This is a genomic window from Janthinobacterium sp. PSPC3-1 (genome assembly GCF_049896105.1).
Taxonomy (GTDB): domain Bacteria; phylum Pseudomonadota; class Gammaproteobacteria; order Burkholderiales; family Burkholderiaceae_D; genus Janthinobacterium.
This window is the reverse complement of sequence record NZ_JAFCTQ010000010.1, coordinates 107,049-125,347: the sequence shown is the minus strand read 5'-3', so window position 1 is coordinate 125,347 and position 18,299 is coordinate 107,049. Positions and strand designations below refer to the sequence as shown.

At 62.8% G+C, this 18,299-nt stretch carries 18 protein-coding genes; 11 read left to right on the top strand and 7 right to left on the bottom strand.

Going from position 1 to position 18,299, the window contains the following annotated elements; genetic code table 11:
- The first annotated feature begins 66 nt into the window (after positions 1-66).
- From ACP7B7_RS13225 to ACP7B7_RS13200, 6 genes are all read left to right on the top strand, one after another.
- On the top strand, positions 67-1,050 hold the full coding sequence (locus ACP7B7_RS13225; protein ID WP_426076955.1) for a GGDEF domain-containing protein: 984 nt from the start codon (positions 67-69) through the stop codon (positions 1,048-1,050).
- Positions 1,047-2,084 (top strand): AraC family transcriptional regulator ligand-binding domain-containing protein, encoded by a 1,038-nt coding sequence (locus ACP7B7_RS13220; RefSeq protein ID WP_426076954.1) that lies wholly within the window; start codon positions 1,047-1,049, stop codon positions 2,082-2,084. Before ACP7B7_RS13225 ends, ACP7B7_RS13220 begins: the two co-directional genes overlap by 4 nt.
- A gap of 187 nt (positions 2,085-2,271) precedes the next feature.
- On the top strand, positions 2,272-3,672 hold the full coding sequence (locus ACP7B7_RS13215; protein WP_426077003.1) for an SAM-dependent methyltransferase: 1,401 nt from the start codon (positions 2,272-2,274) through the stop codon (positions 3,670-3,672).
- Complete coding sequence (locus tag ACP7B7_RS13210; RefSeq protein WP_426077002.1) at positions 3,672-5,015, top strand: sensor histidine kinase; 1,344 nt, start codon at positions 3,672-3,674, stop codon at positions 5,013-5,015. The genes ACP7B7_RS13215 and ACP7B7_RS13210 overlap by 1 nt, the downstream gene beginning before the upstream one ends.
- A 1-nt stretch (position 5,016) precedes the next feature.
- The gene (locus ACP7B7_RS13205; RefSeq protein ID WP_426076953.1) at positions 5,017-6,114 is read left to right on the top strand and encodes a response regulator; all 1,098 of its coding nucleotides are present in this window, start codon (positions 5,017-5,019) and stop codon (positions 6,112-6,114) included.
- Positions 6,107-7,120 (top strand): response regulator, encoded by a 1,014-nt coding sequence (locus ACP7B7_RS13200; protein ID WP_426076952.1) that lies wholly within the window; start codon positions 6,107-6,109, stop codon positions 7,118-7,120. Before ACP7B7_RS13205 ends, ACP7B7_RS13200 begins: the two co-directional genes overlap by 8 nt.
- A gap of 24 nt (positions 7,121-7,144) precedes the next feature.
- Here the strand turns inward: ACP7B7_RS13200 and ACP7B7_RS13195 are convergent, their stop codons facing one another.
- A complete protein-coding gene (locus ACP7B7_RS13195; protein WP_426076951.1) occupies positions 7,145-7,672 on the bottom strand; it encodes an SRPBCC family protein in 528 nt (175 codons plus the stop codon).
- 139 nt (positions 7,673-7,811) lie between these two features.
- On the opposite strand from ACP7B7_RS13195, the gene ACP7B7_RS13190 reads away from it, so the two are divergent.
- From ACP7B7_RS13190 to ACP7B7_RS13180, 3 genes are read left to right on the top strand one after another with little or no spacing between them, the layout of a single operon-like run.
- On the top strand, positions 7,812-8,597 hold the full coding sequence (locus tag ACP7B7_RS13190; RefSeq protein ID WP_308921344.1) for a DNA/RNA non-specific endonuclease: 786 nt from the start codon (positions 7,812-7,814) through the stop codon (positions 8,595-8,597).
- Positions 8,598-8,606: 9 nt separating this feature from the next.
- Entirely contained in the window at positions 8,607-8,861 is a 255-nt protein-coding gene (locus ACP7B7_RS13185) for a hypothetical protein (protein ID WP_426076950.1), read from the top strand.
- An 8-nt stretch (positions 8,862-8,869) separates the two neighbouring features.
- A complete protein-coding gene (locus ACP7B7_RS13180) occupies positions 8,870-9,190 on the top strand; it encodes a hypothetical protein (RefSeq protein ID WP_426076949.1) in 321 nt (106 codons plus the stop codon).
- On the opposite strand, the gene ACP7B7_RS13175 is transcribed toward ACP7B7_RS13180, so the two are convergent.
- Entirely contained in the window at positions 9,185-10,303 is a 1,119-nt protein-coding gene (locus tag ACP7B7_RS13175; RefSeq protein WP_426076948.1) for an FAD-dependent oxidoreductase, read from the bottom strand. The two genes, ACP7B7_RS13180 and ACP7B7_RS13175, sit on opposite strands and share 6 nt — an antisense overlap.
- Before the next feature lie 81 nt (positions 10,304-10,384).
- Between ACP7B7_RS13175 and ACP7B7_RS13170 the strand changes: the two genes are divergently transcribed.
- Entirely contained in the window at positions 10,385-11,065 is a 681-nt protein-coding gene (locus tag ACP7B7_RS13170) for a TetR/AcrR family transcriptional regulator (RefSeq protein WP_426076947.1), read from the top strand.
- Positions 11,066-11,299: 234 nt separating this feature from the next.
- Positions 11,300-12,532, top strand: coding sequence for an MFS transporter (locus tag ACP7B7_RS13165; protein WP_426076946.1), 1,233 nt, complete (start codon positions 11,300-11,302; stop codon positions 12,530-12,532).
- A 48-nt stretch (positions 12,533-12,580) separates the two neighbouring features.
- On the opposite strand, the gene ACP7B7_RS13160 is transcribed toward ACP7B7_RS13165, so the two are convergent.
- The 5 genes from ACP7B7_RS13160 to ACP7B7_RS13140 form a co-directional block, all read right to left on the bottom strand.
- Positions 12,581-12,712: a hypothetical protein gene (locus tag ACP7B7_RS13160; protein ID WP_308921338.1), complete on the bottom strand. Its 132-nt coding sequence runs from the start codon at positions 12,710-12,712 to the stop codon at positions 12,581-12,583.
- A 74-nt stretch (positions 12,713-12,786) separates the two neighbouring features.
- Complete coding sequence (locus tag ACP7B7_RS13155; RefSeq protein WP_426077001.1) at positions 12,787-12,912, bottom strand: hypothetical protein; 126 nt, start codon at positions 12,910-12,912, stop codon at positions 12,787-12,789.
- A gap of 15 nt (positions 12,913-12,927) precedes the next feature.
- Positions 12,928-13,956, bottom strand: coding sequence for a methionine synthase (locus ACP7B7_RS13150; protein WP_426076945.1), 1,029 nt, complete (start codon positions 13,954-13,956; stop codon positions 12,928-12,930).
- Positions 13,957-13,983: 27 nt separating this feature from the next.
- A complete protein-coding gene (locus tag ACP7B7_RS13145) occupies positions 13,984-14,967 on the bottom strand; it encodes a DUF1852 domain-containing protein (RefSeq protein ID WP_426076944.1) in 984 nt (327 codons plus the stop codon).
- A 391-nt stretch (positions 14,968-15,358) separates the two neighbouring features.
- On the bottom strand, positions 15,359-18,229 hold the full coding sequence (locus ACP7B7_RS13140; protein ID WP_426077000.1) for a M16 family metallopeptidase: 2,871 nt from the start codon (positions 18,227-18,229) through the stop codon (positions 15,359-15,361).
- Positions 18,230-18,299: the final 70 nt, after the last annotated feature.

Here is an 18,299-nt window from a genome sequence, read left to right as displayed (position 1 = left end):
AATGACTCTTGCACGCACGGGCCAGGGCGGCGGCGCCATGTTTTTAGCGGGGCTTTCGCTCTCGCCGTGAGCCGTTTGCACCTGTCGGCGCCGCGCCACGCACATGTCATCGTGCTGTCATGGCTGGCCGGTATGGTGGTCGCACTTGTCAAAAAGGGTAACGCCATGCTGCAACTTCACCGCAACAGTCTGATCGCCGCCGCGCTGGCGCTGCCGGTCTTTTTCCTGCTGTATTCGACCCTGGGCGTGGCCAAGCCATTTCACGCCTGGAAATGGATGGACATCGTCTGCGAAGGCGGCACGGCCGTGATGGCGGGCATCTGGTTCCTGTTTACCCTCAGCAGCCGGCCGCGCGGGCTGGTGACGCGCCTGCTGGCGGGCGGCCTGTGCGCCATCATGCTGGGGTCCTGGGCCGATTGTCTCGATGAATTCTTTGCCGTCGACAAGCAGGAGCTGTGGGACAACTGGCTCGAAGCGCTGATTCCTTTCGGCATGCTGCTGGTGACGGTGGGTATGTACTACTGGCGCCATGAACAGTTCCGGCTGAACGAGCACCTGCAAAAGCGCGAGCGCCTGTTCCGCGACCATCGCGCATTCGACCGCATCACCCAACTGGCCGACGCCAGCTATCTGCGCACGCAGCTGCGGCTGGAGCAGGAGCGCCGCCCCGGCGTCGATTGCGCGCTGGTGCTGCTCGATATCGACAAATTTCATTTGATTAACCGCGAACACGGCCATGCCGAAGGCGACCGCGTGCTGCAGGCGGTCGGCCATATGCTGCTGCTGAACCTGCGCAATGACGACCTGCTGTGCCGCTATGCGGGCGACCGCTTTGCCGTGCTGATGCCGGGCGTGGCCCGTACCGACGCCGTCGAGGTGGCGCGCCATCTGTGTTTCATGGTCGGCCAGATGCGCCATTTCGCCAGGGATGGCGAAGTGGGCCTGAGCCTGCGCCATGCCTGCTCGATGACCGATGGCGTGCCCGAAGTGGTGCTGGCCGAGCTGAGCCGCGCCGTGGAAACGCCGCTGCGTGGCGCGGCGCCCGCTTGAACTGCCCGGTGAAACTGACGCAGGCGATGGAGCCCAGCATTGCGGCGCGGCACCAGCCGGCGCTGGTGCTCGGCTATGCCCGTTCGCGCGATGCGCCCGGCGCGCCGCTGCTGCGCGGCACCGGTCTCGACAGCGTCGACGAAGGGCTGGATGACAGCCTGCTGTCGGCCACCCAATACCTGCAGCTGCTGGCCAATGTGGCGCGCAGCCTCGAGAGCAGCGATACCAGTTTCATGCTGGGCCAGCAATTGCTGCCCGGGCACTATGGCGCCGTCAGCCACGCGCTGCTGCAGGCGCAGAATCTGCGCCAGGCCCTGGGCGTGCTGTGCGGCAGCCATACAAGGCTGTGTCCGCTGTTGCAGCCGCGCCTGCGCGACGCCGGCGCCTTGCAGGTGCTGTACTGGACCGATGCCTTCGGCGCGCCGAGCCAGTTGCCCTTCCTGGTCGAAATGCACATGACCGCCCTGAGCGCCATGTGCCGCTGGCTGGCCGGCGAGAAGCTGCCATGGCGCTACTGTTTCAACCGCGCGCGGCCGCGCCATGTGGAGCAGCACGAGGTGCACCTGGGCCAGGACTTGCGCTTCGATTGCCAGCTCGACGCCATGCTGATCGACACGGCCTGGCTGGACCGGCCCTGGCCGCGCGGCAATGCCACCGCGGCGGCCCTGGCGCAGCGCGCCGCCAGCCTGGAGGCGGCGCCCGCGCCCAGCCTGCTTGGCGGCCTGTACGATTACCTGCTGCGTGAACTGCGCCGCGCGCCGACCCTGGAGCGCACGGCGCAGGACTTCGGCGTCAGCCCGGCCACCCTGAAGCGCCACCTGGCGCGCCACGGCAGTCATTTCCAGGCCGAGCTCGACCAGGTGCGCGCGCACAAGGCCATCTATCTGTTCCAGGCCCATGGCTACGACAACGACGCCGTGGCCGCCTACCTGGGTTTTCACGACGCCACCAATTTCCGCCGCTCGTTCAAGCGCTGGACCGGGCAGACGCCGCAATTGCTGCGCCACGCGCTCGGTTTGTTCGTCTCGGGATAGGCATCCGGCCCCTGCGCAGATAGGTTCCAGAGCGAACAATTGCCCTTCCGGCTACATCCATAGTACACTCGACAAGAGCGATAACAGACGCTGGAAAATGGCCAGGCCGGCCACCAACCCTGTGCGGTCGCTGGCGCATCCCGGGCACGGATGGCGTTTGGCAACCGACAACTTGATAACCTCAATCGTGTATTCACAATCGCAAATCGATCCAGTCGTCAGTTTCCGCAACACCCAGGGTGAAGCGGTGCGCGGTACGATTTTCAACCTGCAGCGCAATTCGCTGGTGATGGAAATCTACAATCCCTATTCGATCGTGCAGGTGAGCGAAGTGCTCAACGAACTGACCGTGCGCATGGGCGCCAAGAACGCTTATGTCGGCAAGGCGGTGGTCATCAGCAGCGTCAATACGGGGCTTACCGCCATCGTCTCGGTGACCCTGATCGATGAATGGCGCGAACTGAGCGACGTGGTGGTGGTCAAGGGCGCCATCGGCCGCGAATCGTCGGCCTTTGTGACCGGCTGGAGCGAACGTTCGCGCATCAGCCGCGACTACCAGATCGTCGTCAACGAGATGCGCGCCTTTCTGTCGGAGGTGGCGCGCTGGGTCGAGCAGGTCGACCTGTCCGATTCGCTGCCGAAGGAAAATGGCCGCCTGCGCAGCGATATTTTCGATGAGCTGGCGCAGCCGCTGATGGAACAGACCCAGCTGTACTTGCGCCAGCTGGAAACGGCCGCCGCGCAAGTGCCCGACGAGCATGCGCCGGCCCACCGCGCGTTTGCCCAGGCCGCCCTGCATCCCCTGATCCTGCGCGCGCCGTTCGTGTTCCGCACCTTTACCAAGCCGCTCGGCTATGCGGGCGACTACCAGATGGTCAACCAGTTGCTCGATGATCCGCGCCAGGGCCCCAGCACTTATTTTCAGATCGTCAATGCGGCCTTTTTGCAGGCGGCGGTGGCCACCGCGCACCGCAACCGCATCGACATTCTGACGGACTTTCTCGCGCAAAAAGCGGCGGAGGCGCGCCAGGCCGGGCGCGTGTTTCGCGTGCTCAATGTCGGCTGCGGCCCGGCCGTCGAGGTACAGCGCTTCCTCGACACCTGCATGGATGCGCAGTGGCTGTCGTTCGAGCTGGTCGACTTCAGCGGCGAAACCCTGGACTGGACCCGCGCGCGCCTGGACACCATCATGCAGCGCACGGGCCGCCCGGCCGTGATCGAATACGTGCACGATTCCGTGCACAACCTGCTCAAGCGCCGCCACGGCCCCGCGCAGGCAGAGGCGGGCAGGGGCGGCGATTTCGACGCCGTGTATTGCGCCGGCCTGTTCGATTACCTGTCCGACAAGGTCTGCGCGCGCCTGCTGATGCATTTCGCCTCACGCGTGGGGCCTGGCGGACGCTTGCTGGTCACCAACGTGCATGAAAACAACCCCGGCAAGTTCGGCATGGAGCATCTGCTGGAGTGGCATTTGATCTACCGCAATGAAGCGACCTTGTCGGCCCTGCTGCCCGAGTATGCGGTCGAGCGCCATATCTATGTCGACGCCACCGGCGTGAATGTGTTTGCGGAAGTGAGCATTCCGTGATGGACAGACCAGGCCTGCATGCCGGCTACACGGCCGTGCTGCGCGACTTCCGGCTGGAATTCAGCCGCGGCGGGGCGTATACCGGCATCGTGCTGATCCTGCTGGGCATGGGCCTGGACTCGGCGCTGTATCCGGACATGCAGCGCTCGTTTACGGGCGCGCGGGTGCTGGTGGCGGCGCTGATCTTTTGCGTGGCGCTGGCCATGCGCACGCGATGGGCACAGGAACGCATCGCCTGGATGACGTTCGCCTGGCTGCTGCTGCCGCAACTGATGATCGCCTGGATGATCGCCATGACCGAAGGCGCGGCCTCGATCTATTACGTCGGCATGACGCTGGCGATCTATTCCTCGGGCATCGTGCTGGCCTTCGGCCTGTGGCAGAACATGGTGTTCGGCGCGCTGTCCTGCCTGCTGTACGTGGCCGCCTGCGCCTGGCATGCGGGCGGCGCGCAGCTGTCGCCGGAATTCGTCGTCAACTGCCTGTTCCTGGTGATGTCGGCCAGCATCAGCGCCGTCTTTACCTACTTTAACGAACGCGCGCGCTTCATGCTGTTCCAGCTGAAGGCCGAAGTGGCGCAAAAGAACTTGCAGCTGGAAGAGACCAACAAGGACCTGGCCGATATCAAGGGCCAGATGCTGCAGCAGGAAAAGATGGCGGCGATCGGCACCCTGGCGGCCGGCTTGCTGCATGAAGTCAACAACCCCGTCAATTTCTGCATGATGGCGATCGACGTCGCCATGGAGGAACCAGCCGCGCGGCAGAACGCCCTGATCAGCGAATGCCTGGCCGACGCCAAGCAGGGCATGCTGCGGGTGCAGCACATCGTCTCGGACCTGAAGACCTTTGCCTACCGCAAGAGCGGCGACCAGCTCGAACGGGGCCATTTCCAGTTCCAGCGCGCGTTGGAATCCGCCATCCGCCTGGTCGGCCACGAAACCAAGAACGTCGATATCAGCCATGCATTGCCGGAAGACACGCTGGTGCGCGGCGACGAGGCGGCCATCGTCGGCGTGCTGATCAACCTGCTGGGCAACGCCGTGCTGTCGATGCGCAAGCGCAATCTGCAGCCCTTCGAAATCCGCATCAGTGCGCACTGGCAGGACGAGCGGCTGCATGTCAGCGTGCGCGACAACGGCCCCGGCATCGAGCCGGAAAACCTGGCGCGTGTGTTCGAACCGTTCTTTACCACCCGCGAAGTGGGCCAGGGGCTGGGCCTGGGCCTGAGCATCAGCTATGGCGTGATCAAGCGCCACGGCGGCACCTTGTCGGCCGAAAGCCTGTTCGGTTCCTGGGCCAGCATGAATTTCGACCTGCAGCGCTCCGACTGGGAGGGCCGCTAGCATGGAACTCGACAGCCGCGCCACGGTGCTGTACGTGGATGACGAGGAACTGGCGCGCAAGTATTTTGCCCATCTTGCCGGCGCGCGCTACCGCGTGCTGACGGCCGCCGGCGTCGACCAGGCGCTGGCGCTGCTGGCCGAAAGCGGCGCGCGCATCGACGTGCTGGTGACCGACTACCGCATGCCCGGGCGCCTGGGCAGCGAGCTGCTGCCGGAAGTCGAGCGCCATTATCCGCACATCGTCTGCATGCTGGCCACCGCCTACGCCGACAAGCAGGTGCTGCTGGAACTGATCAATGCCGGTTCCCTGTTCCGCCTGCTGGAAAAGCCGCTGGAGACAAACGAACTGCTGCGCGCCCTGGAACTGGCGGTGCAGGCCGGGCGCGCCCGCGCGGCGCGCCGCCTGGGCCTGATGGCGATCGACGAATCGCTGGCTTTCCTGGAACATGAACTCAATACGCCGCTGGCGGCGGTGGCCAATTTTGCGCGCGGCATCGAACGGCGCGCCACCGCGCTGCACGGCGAAGAGGCCGAGATCGCCGAAGCGGCGGCGCTGATGCATGACAATGCGCGCTATTGCCTGGCGGTGCTGGCCAGCTTCGTCGACACCGTGCGCCTGGCCGGCAGCGGGATCGTGACGGGGACCGTGACCGGCAGCAGCGCGCGGCAACTGCTGGCCGGCTTGCTCGACAGCTACCCCATGACGCCAGGCCAGCGTGCCTGCATCACGCTGCAGGAGGGCGGTGATTTTGCCATTGCCGAGTCGCCCCATTGCGTCTCGCTGATCCTGTCGTCGGTGCTGGGCAGTGGCTTGCGCGCGCTCGAGGGCCATGCCAGTCCGGCCATCGTGCTGGCGGTGACGGCGGGCAGCATCAGCGTGCGCAGCAATGCCGATGGCGGCGCCGGCCCTGAGCTGGCCGAGCATCTGCTGCGCGATCCGCTGGCCACCGCCGGCCCGCAAGCGCCGGGCTGGAACCTGATCTTCTGCAAACGCATGATGCAATCGTTCGGCGGTACCATCGTTATCGCCACCGAGCATGGCATTTCCACCACCGTCACCCTGAATTTTCCAGTACCTATAAGGAACGAGCATGATTGACGCCTCCCTGCCTTTGCCGGCCCAGCGCGAGCCGGTACCCGCCTTGCCGACGATACTGTATGTCGATGACGAGGCCAACGCCCTCAAATATTTCCAGCGCGCCATGTCGCCGCTGGCCCATGTGCTGACCGCCATGTCGGTCGAGGAGGGCAAGCGCGTGCTCGACGAACACGCGGCCCGGATCGCCGTGCTGGTCTCCGACCAGCGCATGCCTGGCGCCTACGGCAATGAATTGCTGTCGTATGCCTGGGACCGCTATCCGCATATCGTGCGCATTCTCACCACCGCATATTCCGAGATGGAACATACGGTGGAGGCCGTCAACCAGGGCCAGATCCACCGCTATATCCAGAAGCCGTGGGATATCGCGGCGCTGCGCATGGAGTTGAAGCAGGCGCTGGCGCTGGCGCAGCTGCGCAGCGAGCACGCCCAGTTGCTGCGCGAAAAGCTGCTGGTGCGCCAGCGCCAGGCGGTCGCCAACCGCATCGGCAGCCTGTACAGCCTGTGCGCCAGCCTGGCCGGGCCGGAGCAGCAATTGCCGGTGGAAGCCTATCTGTCGGCCGCCTTGACGGCCGGCGTGATTGCGCCGGAACCGGATTGGCTGCTGATGGATTATGCCGACCTGGTCGCGTCGGAGGCATTCCGCAGCACCGCCTTCGGCGCCGATGTGCGGCAGCAGTTCGACGCGCTGGAAGCGGCGCACCCGGGGCGCGGCGTGGAGCAGACCATCGACCTGCTGCTGCCGGTGTTCGGCGCGGCGGTGCGCGACGTTGGCGGCACGGTGCTGTTTCTCGACAGCCGCTTGTTGACGGAATTTCTGGAAGCGCCGACCGGCACGCCGGTCTCGGCTACGCACGCTTTCTGGCTGGCCAGCCTGCTGTGGCTGGCGCGGCGCGGCTGGTCGCTGCAGGTCGACGCCAGCGAGCAGGGCTTGCAGGGCAAGGTGATGCAGGCGGAACCGGCGCTCACCCCCGATCACCTGGCGGCGTGGATCGAGCAGTTCTGACCGGCCCGCCGTGGCAGCGGACGATCAGTCCTCCACGGCCTGCTTCAATTGCGCCAGGCCCTTGTCGAAATCCTTGCCGATCAGGGTGTCCATACTGACAAACACATTCATGACCTTGCTGGCATACGGGGTGGGGCCGGTCATGGTCCAGTTGACCAGCGTGTTGTCGCCGTCGGGTTTCAAGGTGAAGATGGTGGTGTTGTGGCTGACGTAGGGCTGCAGGAAGTCGAGCTTGATCACGGTGCGCTCGGGGCCGGGCGCCTCGATGATTTCCATGCGGCCCGCGCCCACCTTGTCATTGCCTTGCCACGCATAGCGCGCGCCCTTGCCGCTGTCCGGGCCGCTGTAGGTGCGCTGCATGCCGGGATCGAGCGTTTCCCAGGGCGACCAGGTTTTCCACTCGCGGAAATCGGTGATCAGCGCGGCGATCTTCTGCGGCGGCGCCTTGATGCTCACTTCACGCTGCACCTTGAAGATGTCCGGCTTGGTGGTGGCAAAGCCGAGCACGCCGGCAACGAAAATGGCAATCAGCAGCAAGGTCTTCTTGATCATATGCTCTCCAATGCTTGATAGGGATACCGACAAATCGGTTCAATCTTAGCAGATGCGCGCACGGCTGCGCATGGCGTTTGTCGGCTGCGGCTGGCGTCCGCTAGAATGCTGCTTTGCAAGAATTTGAAACCAGGGAATCATGATTCAACGTACCATCGCCAGGCTCGGCCTGGCGTGCGGCCTGCTGGCGACAGCGCTGGCCGCGAACACCGCCTGGGCCGCCGCCTGTCCCGCACATTATGTCGATGGCCGGCCGCCCGAAATCACCAATCCCAAGCTGGACGTATCGACCACCGAGCTGTGCTATACCGTGTTTGGCGTCATGCATTCCGGTGTCACGCGCACGCCGCTGTGGTCGGCCGAGCACCTGACAGCCAGCAATGTCGAAGCGGCGCAGGATTTGTCGCGCGAAAACTCATTTCATGCGGAACGCAAGCTGCCCGCCGGCCAGCGCGCCGAACTGGCCGATTATGCCCGCAGCGGCTTCGACCGCGGCCATATGGCGCCGAATGGCGACATGCCCGACCGCCGCAGCCAGCAGGACAGTTTTACCCTGGCCAATATGGTGCCGCAGGATGCGCGCAACAACCGCTATGTGTGGGCCGGCATCGAGGGCGCCGTGCGCAAGATGGCCAAGAAGGAAGGCGCGCTGTATGTGATCACGGGGCCGGCCTTTATCGGCGGCAACTTGCGCAAGGTGGGCCGGGTGCTCGTTCCCAGCCATTTGTACAAGGCCGTCTACAGCCCGCGCCAGGGCGCCGGCGCCGCCTATTTCATCGCCAACACCGATACCAGGGACTATGAAGTGCTGAGCATCGCCCAACTGGAAGACAAGCTTGGCATCAATCTGTTACCGTCGCTGACGCGCCAGCAAAAGCTGCGCATGCTCAGCTTGCCCAAGATCAACAGCAAAAAGTTCAAATAAGGCCATCCCATGTGCGCAAAAAAATTCGTTCCCTACGCCAATGAGAGCGATGTGCTCAATATCGGCACCTTGAGCGTGGAAAACCGCCTCGACCGCGTCAGCCTCATTGGCGACCTGGACCTGACCCTGGACCAGGCCGGACTGGCACTGGCCAAGCAGCTGCACAAGCTGCTCGGCGAGGTGGTGGCGCAACTGGAACAGCAGGAACTGCCCAAGCAGTTGCCGCCGCCCGAGGTCAAGACGGTCGACAACCCGTTCGAGTGATGCCGGCCATGGATGGCGCACAATTCGCCGGCCACTGCAATGCGTTGAGGGCTGAGCTGGTCAACGATTTCACGCAGCGTGCGTCCGGCAGCGAAGTTGCCGCCAAGATCGCCATGCTGGGACTCGATGATCAGCAGGCGCGGCAGCTGACAGCCATCCTGGACACGGTGGTGCGCGACACGGTGTACACCATGCTGCTGGCGCTGGACGGCGCGGCCAGCCTGGGCGGTTGCCAGCAACAGTTTACGGTGACGGACGAGGACGGCAATGTCATCGAGGATATCGAAGCGGCGGCGTGGGAATGTTTCCATGGCGATGGCGGTTCATGATGTCAGCATGCTGACCAGCCTGGCGGCCGCATTGTCGCCGGTCAGCAGCCGTTGTAGCTGCTCGCCCTCGATGGCTGCCTGTGCGCTGCGGCTGAACATGGCCTGCTCATAACTTGCCAATGCGGCCTCGACATCTTCCGGATGGGCGGCCAGGGCCTGGCCCAGCTCGGCGCCGTCCAGCATGGCCAGGTTGGCGCCTTCGCCATTCGGGGCGGCCAGGTGGGCCGCGTCGCCGAGCAGGGTGACGCCGGCTATCCGCTCCCAGCGGTGATCGACGGGCAGGGCGTACAGGGGGCGCAACAGTGGCGCCGTGTCGCTGTCTGTGATCAGGGCCGTCAATGCCGGCGCCCAGCCGTCGAATTGCCTTGCAATACGCGCGCCGGCCGCGGCCTGGTCCGTAAAATCGATATCGTCAAACCAGGCCAGCGGCCTGGCCAGCATGACATAGGCGTGCAAGGTCTCGCCGCGTTCGCGATGCGCCATGATCGAATGACCCTGTGCCGGCGCGCACATCTGCCCGCCGCCGACGATCTGCGCGCTGGCCGGATGCCGCGCCCCGGCATCGTGCAGCCACGTTTCCACATACGAGGTGCCGATATAGCCTGGTGTCGCGTTTGACAGCAGTGGCCGTACCCGCGACCAGGCGCCGTCGGCGCCCACCAGCAATGACGTTTCAACTGTGGCCCCATGCGCAAACGCGACGGCGTGACGGCCATTGCCCAGCGCAGCCACACTGCTGACCTTGTGATTCCATTGCACGGTACCGGCAGGCAAGGAGTCGAGCAACATTTGCCGCAGCTCGCCACGCTGTACTTCCGGGCGCGTGCCCGAACCATCGTCGGGTTCGTCGAGCAGGACGGTGCCGTCGCGCTCCAGCACGCGCATCGCCTGCCGGCCTTCCAGGATCAGCGCGTGAAATTGTGCCATCAGCCCCGCCGCCTGCAGGGCCAGCTGGCCGTTGTAGTCATGGATGTCGAGCATGCCGCCCTGCGCGCGCGAAGTGGCGCAGGCTTCCGCTTCGTAGACCGTGGCGGCGATGCCGTGCAGATGCAGCACGCGGGCCAGCACGAGGCCGCCCAGGCCCGCGCCGATAATGGTGACCGGTGTTTTCATGGTGGTTTTTCCTGGTTGATCATAGTTTGGAACGTCGTTCCAATATATTGGAATGGAATTCCATTTGTGTCAAGATGCGGCATGACTGAAAAAACACCACGCCGCCCCCGCCGCGACGATGCGCTGTCGCGCGAGCGCATCATTGCCGCCTCGATCGAGTTGCTCGACAGCGGGGGCGAGGCCGCGCTGACCTTCCGCACCCTGTCCGAACGGCTGGCCACCGGGCCGGGCGCCATCTACGGGTATATCGCCAGCAAGCACGACCTGCTGGTGGCGGCCTGCGACGCCATCGTGTCGCGCACGGTGGAGCTGGGCGCGGCTGGCGCGGCACCCGCACAGACCGTGCGCGGCGTGGCGCTGGCCATGTTCGACGCGATGGATGCGCACCCCTGGATCGGTGCGGCGCTGACCTGGACGGCGGGGCAATTGACGATGGTGCGCATTATCGAATGCCTGGGCCAGCAGGTGCGCGCGCTGGGCGTGGCACCGGAAAAACACTGGGCCACCATCTCGGCTTTGCTGAACTACATACTCGGCGTCGGCGGCCAGAACGCCGCCAACGCCCAGGCCGCCCGTCTGCGCGGCGCCGGCCGGGCCGAGGTACTGGGTGCGGTGGCCGCCAGCTGGTCGCAGCTCGATGCGCAAGCCTATCCCTTCGTGCGCAGTGTCGCGGCGCAGATGAGCGCGCACGACGACCGTGCTGATTTTCTGGTGGGAATCGACCTGATCCTGGACGGCATGGTGTCGCGCGCCGGCCACTGACCGCGGATCTGTCTGGCAATTTTTTTCCGCATGCCCTAGAATGCCCTTGTCGGAAAAGGCAGATTTGGTCATAGGTAAGCCCAAATCCTTTCATTGTTACAGGTGAAAGTTCTGTTCCTTGCTTTATGCATGAGTCCCCTCGACGAATCTGGATGCCGTTTGGCGTCCGTGGTTCGTCCGTGTGGTTCTCATGTCGATGAACCGCTCCGGTCGGGCCAAGCCCAGGAGCAGTACATGCATCATCCCCAAGCGGCGACCTCGCTCGCCACCCGTTTCACCGCCATCTTCAAGGGCCGCACCGGCATTTTGCTGCTGTCCGTCTTTCTCAATTTCGCCGGTTTTACCCTGATTATTCCCGTGCTGCCGTTCTCGGTGGCGCGTTATGTTGCCGCCGGCGAGGTCGCTTTCTGGGTCGCGCTGATCTTGGCCGTGCATGCGCTGTGTTCGTTTGTTGCCGCGCCCGTGCTGGGCGCGCTGAGCGACCGCCATGGCCGGCGCCCGGTACTGCTGCTGTCGCTGTGCGGCTCGGCCATCGGTTTTGCCGTGTTCGGCATCGGCGGCGCGCTGTGGGTGCTGGTACTGGGCCGTGTGATGGAAGGCCTGACGGCCGGCAGTATTTCCACTCTGTACGCCTATGTCGCCGATACCCATGCCCCGGCCGAGCGTGGCCCCGCGTTTGGCCTGCTGGGCATGGCCGGTGGCCTCGGTTTCATGCTGGGGCCGGTGCTTGGCGGCTTGCTGGGGCAGCTATCATTGTCCGCGCCGCTGTATGGCGCCAGCGCGCTGGCGCTGGTGAACGCCTGGCTGGTCCAGCGCTACCTGCCGGAAAGCCTGCCTCCTGGCAAGCGCAGTGCGCCCCCTCAAGGCGGCCGCTTCAACGCCATCAGCCAGCTGGCCGCAGCCCTGCGTGAACGGCGCTTGCGCCTGCTGTTCGGCGTGGTGTTCTGTTTTGCCTTCGGCAGCGTGGTGCTGCAATCGAACCTGGCGGTGATGCTGAAGGAGTTGCTCGCTTTCGGGCCCGCCGCCATCGGTTTCGTGCTGGCCGGTATCGGCGTGATGGATATCGTCAGCCAGGGGCTGGTGGCGACCTGGCTGCTGCCACGCTTTGGCGAACGGCGCGTCGCCACGGCCGGCCTGCTGATCAATGCGTGCGGCTTGCTGCTGCTGGCACTGCTGGGCCTGTTTCCCGTGCTGCCGCTGCTGGCCTGCGGCATCGCCATGTTCACCTTCGGCGACGGCCTGTTCCAGCCGTCCGTCAGCGCGCTGATCGCCGACGCGGCGCCGGCCGGACGCCAGGGCGAGGTGCAGGGCGCGAACCAGGCGCAACAGTCGATTGCGCGCATGGGCGGTCCGCTGGCGGGCGCCTGGCTGTATGGCCTGCATGCGGGGGCGCCGTATGCGGTGGCGGCGACGGCGGTGCTGCTGGCCGCCGCCGCGCTGGGACGGCGCAAAGCGCGTGGCCAATAAAAACGCCTCCCGAGGGAGGCGTCCGCTTGTTACTACCGCTGCGTTTAATTAAAACGTGTAGCGGGCATTGAAGGAGAAGTAACGGCCATAGTTGTTATGCAGGCCTTCGTTGTAGCCGGTGGTGGCGTAACCCGGATCATACGGCGCGGCGCGGCGCGGCCGTGCTGCGGCTGCCGGCATCGCCTGGCTGGACGGTCCCGTAGTAGCAATACGATTGCGGGTAGATGGTGCCGCCGTCGCGGTACTTGCCTGGATCAGGCTGTGGTGAGGACGGGAATCGGGCTGCCGTGGCGCCGCCCGAAAAAATGCTGGAAGTTGAGGCGGTCGAGCAAATGGAAGGCCATCTGCTCGTCAGCCAGGTGGCGCCACTGCTGGATCAGCAGCGCCCGCGCAAACTAGCGCGAGAGTTCTGCGCGGATGATTGCTGCGCCCGCACTGAGGGCACTCAGTTTGCCTCTTGCCACGTCACGCGGCAAGGGCGCCATGCCACAGTTGGTGGAAGGGTAGAGCTTGTCGGCATCGACAAATTTCAGCGCCTTGCGCAGGGTGGCGGCGACTTCCTCTGGCGTTTCGACGGTATTGCTGGCCACGTCAATCGCCCCGACCATCACTTTTTTGCCGCGTATGAGTTCAATCAGGTCGATCGGAACAAGCGAGTTGTGGCATTCCAGCGAGATGATGTCGATACTCGATTGCTGCAGCTTGGGGAACGATTCTTCATACTGGCGCCACTCGGAGCCCAGCGTCTTTTTCCAGTCCGTATTGGCCTTGATGCCGTAGCCATAGCAAATATGGATGGCGGTTTCGCATTTGAGCCCTTCAATCGCCCGTTCCAGGGTGGCAATCCCCCACTCATTGACCTCATCGAAGAAAACATTGAAGGCGGGTTCGTCAAACTGGATGATGTCGACGCCGGCGGCCTCCAGTTCCCTGGCTTCCTGATTGAGGATCTTGGCAAATTCCCAGGCCAGTTTTTCGCGGCTCTTGTAGTGGCTGTCATACAGCGTATCGATCATCGTCATCGGACCCGGCAGGGCCCATTTGATCGGTTGGCTGGTCTGCCGGCGTAGAAACTTGGCGTCTTCGACAAACACCGGCTTCTGGCGGCTCACGGCGCCGACGACTGTCGGCACGCTCGCATCATAGCGATCACGTATCCTGACGGTCTCGCGTTTTTCAAAATCAACGCCGTTCAGATGCTCGATGAACGTGGTGACAAAATGCTGGCGGGTCTGCTCGCCATCGCTGACGATATCGATGCCCGCGTGCTGTTGTTCCTGCAGTGACAAACGCAGAGCATCTTGTTTGCCCTCGATTAATTCTTCGTCTTGCAGTTTCCAGGGCGACCACAATTTTTCTGGTTCTGCCAGCCAGGAAGGTTTCGGCAAGCTGCCGGCAGTTGAAGTAGGCAATAATTTTTTCATGATGGATGACTTTGTGTATTTGGTTAATCAGAGCGCGTAATTCGCAGCCCATTGTTCGAGAATGTTTTTGTATGGCTTGATGAAGTGCTCTTCCGTATATTTTCCCTGCTTGACAGCCAACTGGCTGCGCTCTTCCCGGTCATAGACAATTTGCGTCAATGAATAATCCTGGTTCTTCAGGCTGGGTTGATAAAGCTTTCCCGCCGCGGAATTGGCATTGTAGATCTCGGGCCGGTAAATCCTCTGGAATGTTTCCATCGTGCTGATGGTGCCGATCAGCTCAAGATTCGTGTAGTCGCCAAGCAGGTCGCCGATAAAATAAAAAGCCAGCGGTGCGGAACTGTTGGGCGGCATGAAATAGCGCACCTGCATGCCCATTTTTTCGAAATACTGATCCGTCGACGAGAATTCATTTTGTTGATACTCGACCCCCAGGATGGGATGCTGATTCTCGGTCCGATGATAGGTCTTGCTGCTCGAGGCGCTGATGCAGATCACCGGCGGCTTCTTGAAATGCTCCTGGTAAGTGCTTGAGTTGACAAAGTGCTTGAACAGCTTGCCATGGAAATCGCCGAAATTATCGGGCGTGCTGAAGCTGGATTTGTTATTGTTGTGCTCTGGCAGCAGCACGCTGAAGTCGTAGTCGCGCACGTAGGATGAAAAGTTATTGCCTGCAATGCCATCAATGCGCTCGCCGGTTTTTTTGTCGATGATATTCGGTTTCAATATCTCGATCAAAGGCAGCGCATTATTGCTGCCTTCGGCATCAATATTCATCTCGACCGAAATGATGTCGAGCTCGACAGCGTAACGATCGCCGTTCGGGTTGTCCCAATGCGCCAGGTTGTTGAAACGATTGGCGATCATTCTCAGCGTATTGCGCAGGTTTTCCTGGCGGCTTAGTCCTCTGGCCAGATTGGCAAAATTGGTCGTCATGCGCGTATTATCTGCCGGATGATAGTTTTCATCGAAACAAATGCTTTTGATGCTGAAGGTAAAATCTTTGCTCATGGTGATCTGTGTCCTGATTTCTGCGAAAAATCTGAATAGGTTTATTCAGTGTTTTAAATATTGTTGTTGTTCTTGCCGCTCGACAGTATTTATAATAACTGTGATGATGAGTATTGCGTATTTTATGCCGAGTTATTGACAGGCGTAAAGTGAATTGATCTCATTCAAGTATTAGTAATATTCATGTTGAGATATGGGTATGCATATCAGACGCAAATGAGCGGCACACCGGCGCTCTTCAAGACGTGTGGGTAGTGGAAGATTGGGGAGGGGATGTGCCGGCGAATCTGGTCGAATCGCCGGCTGGTACGTGACCGGCCTGCTTCAGCAGGCTGGACGGGGCGAGAGCCCTGCGGCGGCCATCGGGTGGCCGCCGCCCTTGATGACGAACTTACCTGGCGAACACCTGCGCCGCAGGCGTCACCACGATGGCTTCCGGCTGGATGTTCAGCTTCATCGCGCCGATCACCTTGTCTTCATCGAGCAAGGCTTGCGGCTTGTTGCCGTCGTACTTGATCGGCGAAAACGCATCGCTGGCCAGCTTTTCCTTCAGGCCGGCCGCATCCTTGGCCACCATCACCACCGACAGGTTCTGCGCCGACAAGTGCCGCTTGATGGCGCGGTTGACATCAAGCACCGTCAGCTTCGACAGGCCATCGCGCATCAGCTTGGTGAACTCGGGCGTGCCATACCATTGCGAGTCGAGCGCGTAGCCCAGTTGCTGGTCCTGGGTCGAGGTCATCACGAAGACGTTTTTCATCAGGTAGCCGCGGGTGGTCTCGAACTGTTCCTGCGTCAGGCCGTTGTCGACCAGCTTGCCCAATTCCGTCAAGGCCACGCGCAGCGCGAAGTGGGCGTTTTCCGGCGCGACCGGGCGGATCCAGATTTCAAACAGCTGCGCCTTGCGGCCCAGGTTGGGGCTGGGGAAGAACTGGTTCATGCCGCGCGGGAAGGCTTCGATATACGCATAGTCGCCATAATTCATGCCGCGGATTTCACGGATGCGCTGGTACAGATAGGAGTTCGACGCGCGGTGTTCGCCGAGCCAGGTTTTCGCCAGCCACAGGGCAGGGAAGTCGGGGTGCGTGCGTGTCACGTCGAGCGGCTGGCCGAAGGAAATCGCGGTGGCGCGCGTGTTTTTTTCGATGATTTCCACTTGCAGGCCCTGCGCCTTGTGGCCCACCGGTTTTACGCTGGCCGGCAAGCCGGGGCCGCTTGGGAGCTGCGCCAGCGCCTGCGTCAGCGAGGCCGTCATGGCGTCGCTGACGTCGCCGGAGATGCCCACTTTCACCGCGCCTTGCGCGTAGGCGCTCTTCCAGAACTGTTTCACGTCGTCCAGGGTGATTGCCTCGATGCCGGCCAGGGTGCCCAGCACCGGGTGGCCATACGGCGTGCCCGCATACACATTGGTTTGCAGGCGTTCCTTGGCGAATTCTTCCTCGTTGTTGTCCTTCAGGTCCAGCAGCAACGCGTTCTTCTGGCCATCCTTGAGGCGGCGGAAATCATCCTCGCGGAAACCCGGCGACAGCAGCTGCGGCAGGGCGATCTGGTTGAACTGCGCCCAGTTATCCTTGTGGATGGCACCCGTAAACGTCGTCATTTCCTTGTCGGTCTGCTGGCTGAAGCTGCCGGCCAGCGGGAACAGGGCCTGGTTGATCTCGTCGATCTTGCGCTGGCCAGATCCGCCCGAGGCCACCATCGCGGCCGTCAGCGCGGCCAGGCCTTCCTTGCCCTGCGGGTCCTGCGCCGAGCCTACCGTAAACAGCAACTTGTAGCGGATTTGCGGCAAGCTCGATTTTTGCACCAGCACGTCGAATTTCGCCGTCGGCGCGGCCGGCAGCAGGCTGGCCAGCTTTGGCGTGGTGGCGATCGCGGCCGGCATGGCCTGGTTCGACAGGGTGGTGACGACCAGGCGCTCGTCCGTCAGGTAGACGCGTGCGGCCGCTTGCAGGTCGGCTGGCGTGAGGGTGTCGAGCAGGCGGTAGTACTGGTTGATGGTGGCATAAGACCGGTCGAAATGCACGTAGGAGGCCAGGGTGCCGGCGATCTGCTCGGTATTGTCGAGCGAGCGGATCAAGCCGTATTTTTGCGCCGACTTGGCGTCCGCCAGGTCCTTGTCGCTGACTGGCGTGTCGCGCAATTGCGCCACGGTCTTCAGGATGGCGTCGCGTACATACACGGCGTCATCGATGTTTTTCACGCGCGCGCCGATCACGGCCAGGGTCGGATCGACCCGGTTCGGCGTCATGTCGAACAACTGATCGACCTTCTGTTCGTTTTGCACCAGGCGCTGGTACAACGGCGAGGTGCGGCCGAACGACAGCGACAGCAGGGTCGCCAGCGCGGCCTGGTCCTTGTCTTTCACGGAAAACGCCGGTGCGTGGAAGCCCACCGCCACCCAGGGCAGGGTCGGCGTCGGCCAGGCGACATGGCTGTAGACGGGGCCGCGTGGCGCCGGTTCCGCTGGCACGGCCGCCTGCTGCTTGCCGCGCTGCCATTTGCTCCAGTATTTTTCCACCAGCGCGATGGCTTTTTGCGGTTCGACGTCGCCGGCGATGATGATGGTGGTGCGTTCCGGCCTGTACCAGCGGTCGAAGAACAGCTTCGAATACGCGTACTGGTTCGGCATGTCTTCGATGTCCTTGATGAAGCCCATCGTCGTATGCTTGTAGGTATGCGTGGTGTAGGCGCTGTCGCGCATCACTTCGAACAGTTTCGACACCGGATTGGCGCTGTTCTTGTTGTACTCGCCCAGCACGGCGCGCGATTCGGTCTTGAAGGCGTCTTCCGGATAATCGAGGTGCTGGAAGCGGTCCGCTTCCACCTTCAGCACGGTTTCCAGGTCGTCTTTCGCGAAGGTGGTGTGGTAATTGGTCAGGTCGTCGCTGGTGTAGGCGTTCTGGCGCGCGCCGGCCCTGGTGATGATCTCCTGGTATTGCTCGGGCGGATAAGCCTTGGTGCCGCGGAACATCATATGCTCGAAGAAATGCGCAAAGCCGGACTTGCCCGGCTCGACTTCATTGCGCGAACCGGTCTGGACGGGAATCTGCAGCGAGACGATATTCGGAAAACCGGTCGGCACGACGATGATTTTCAGGCCATTGGCCAGCGTTTTTTCGGTCGCCCTGAACGGCAGCAGGTCGGCCCTGGCGGCGGCAGCGCTGTTGGCGCTGGCAGGTTTGCCCGGCGGGGTGGTGGCCGCTTGCTGGGCGATGGCGGATGACGCCATGGCCGACAAAGCCAGGGCAAATGCAGGAATCATTCTTGACACGTAGGGCTCCTTCTTTCGGGATAAGTTGAAAGTGCAACGCCGCAGCATAGAATAATCTTGC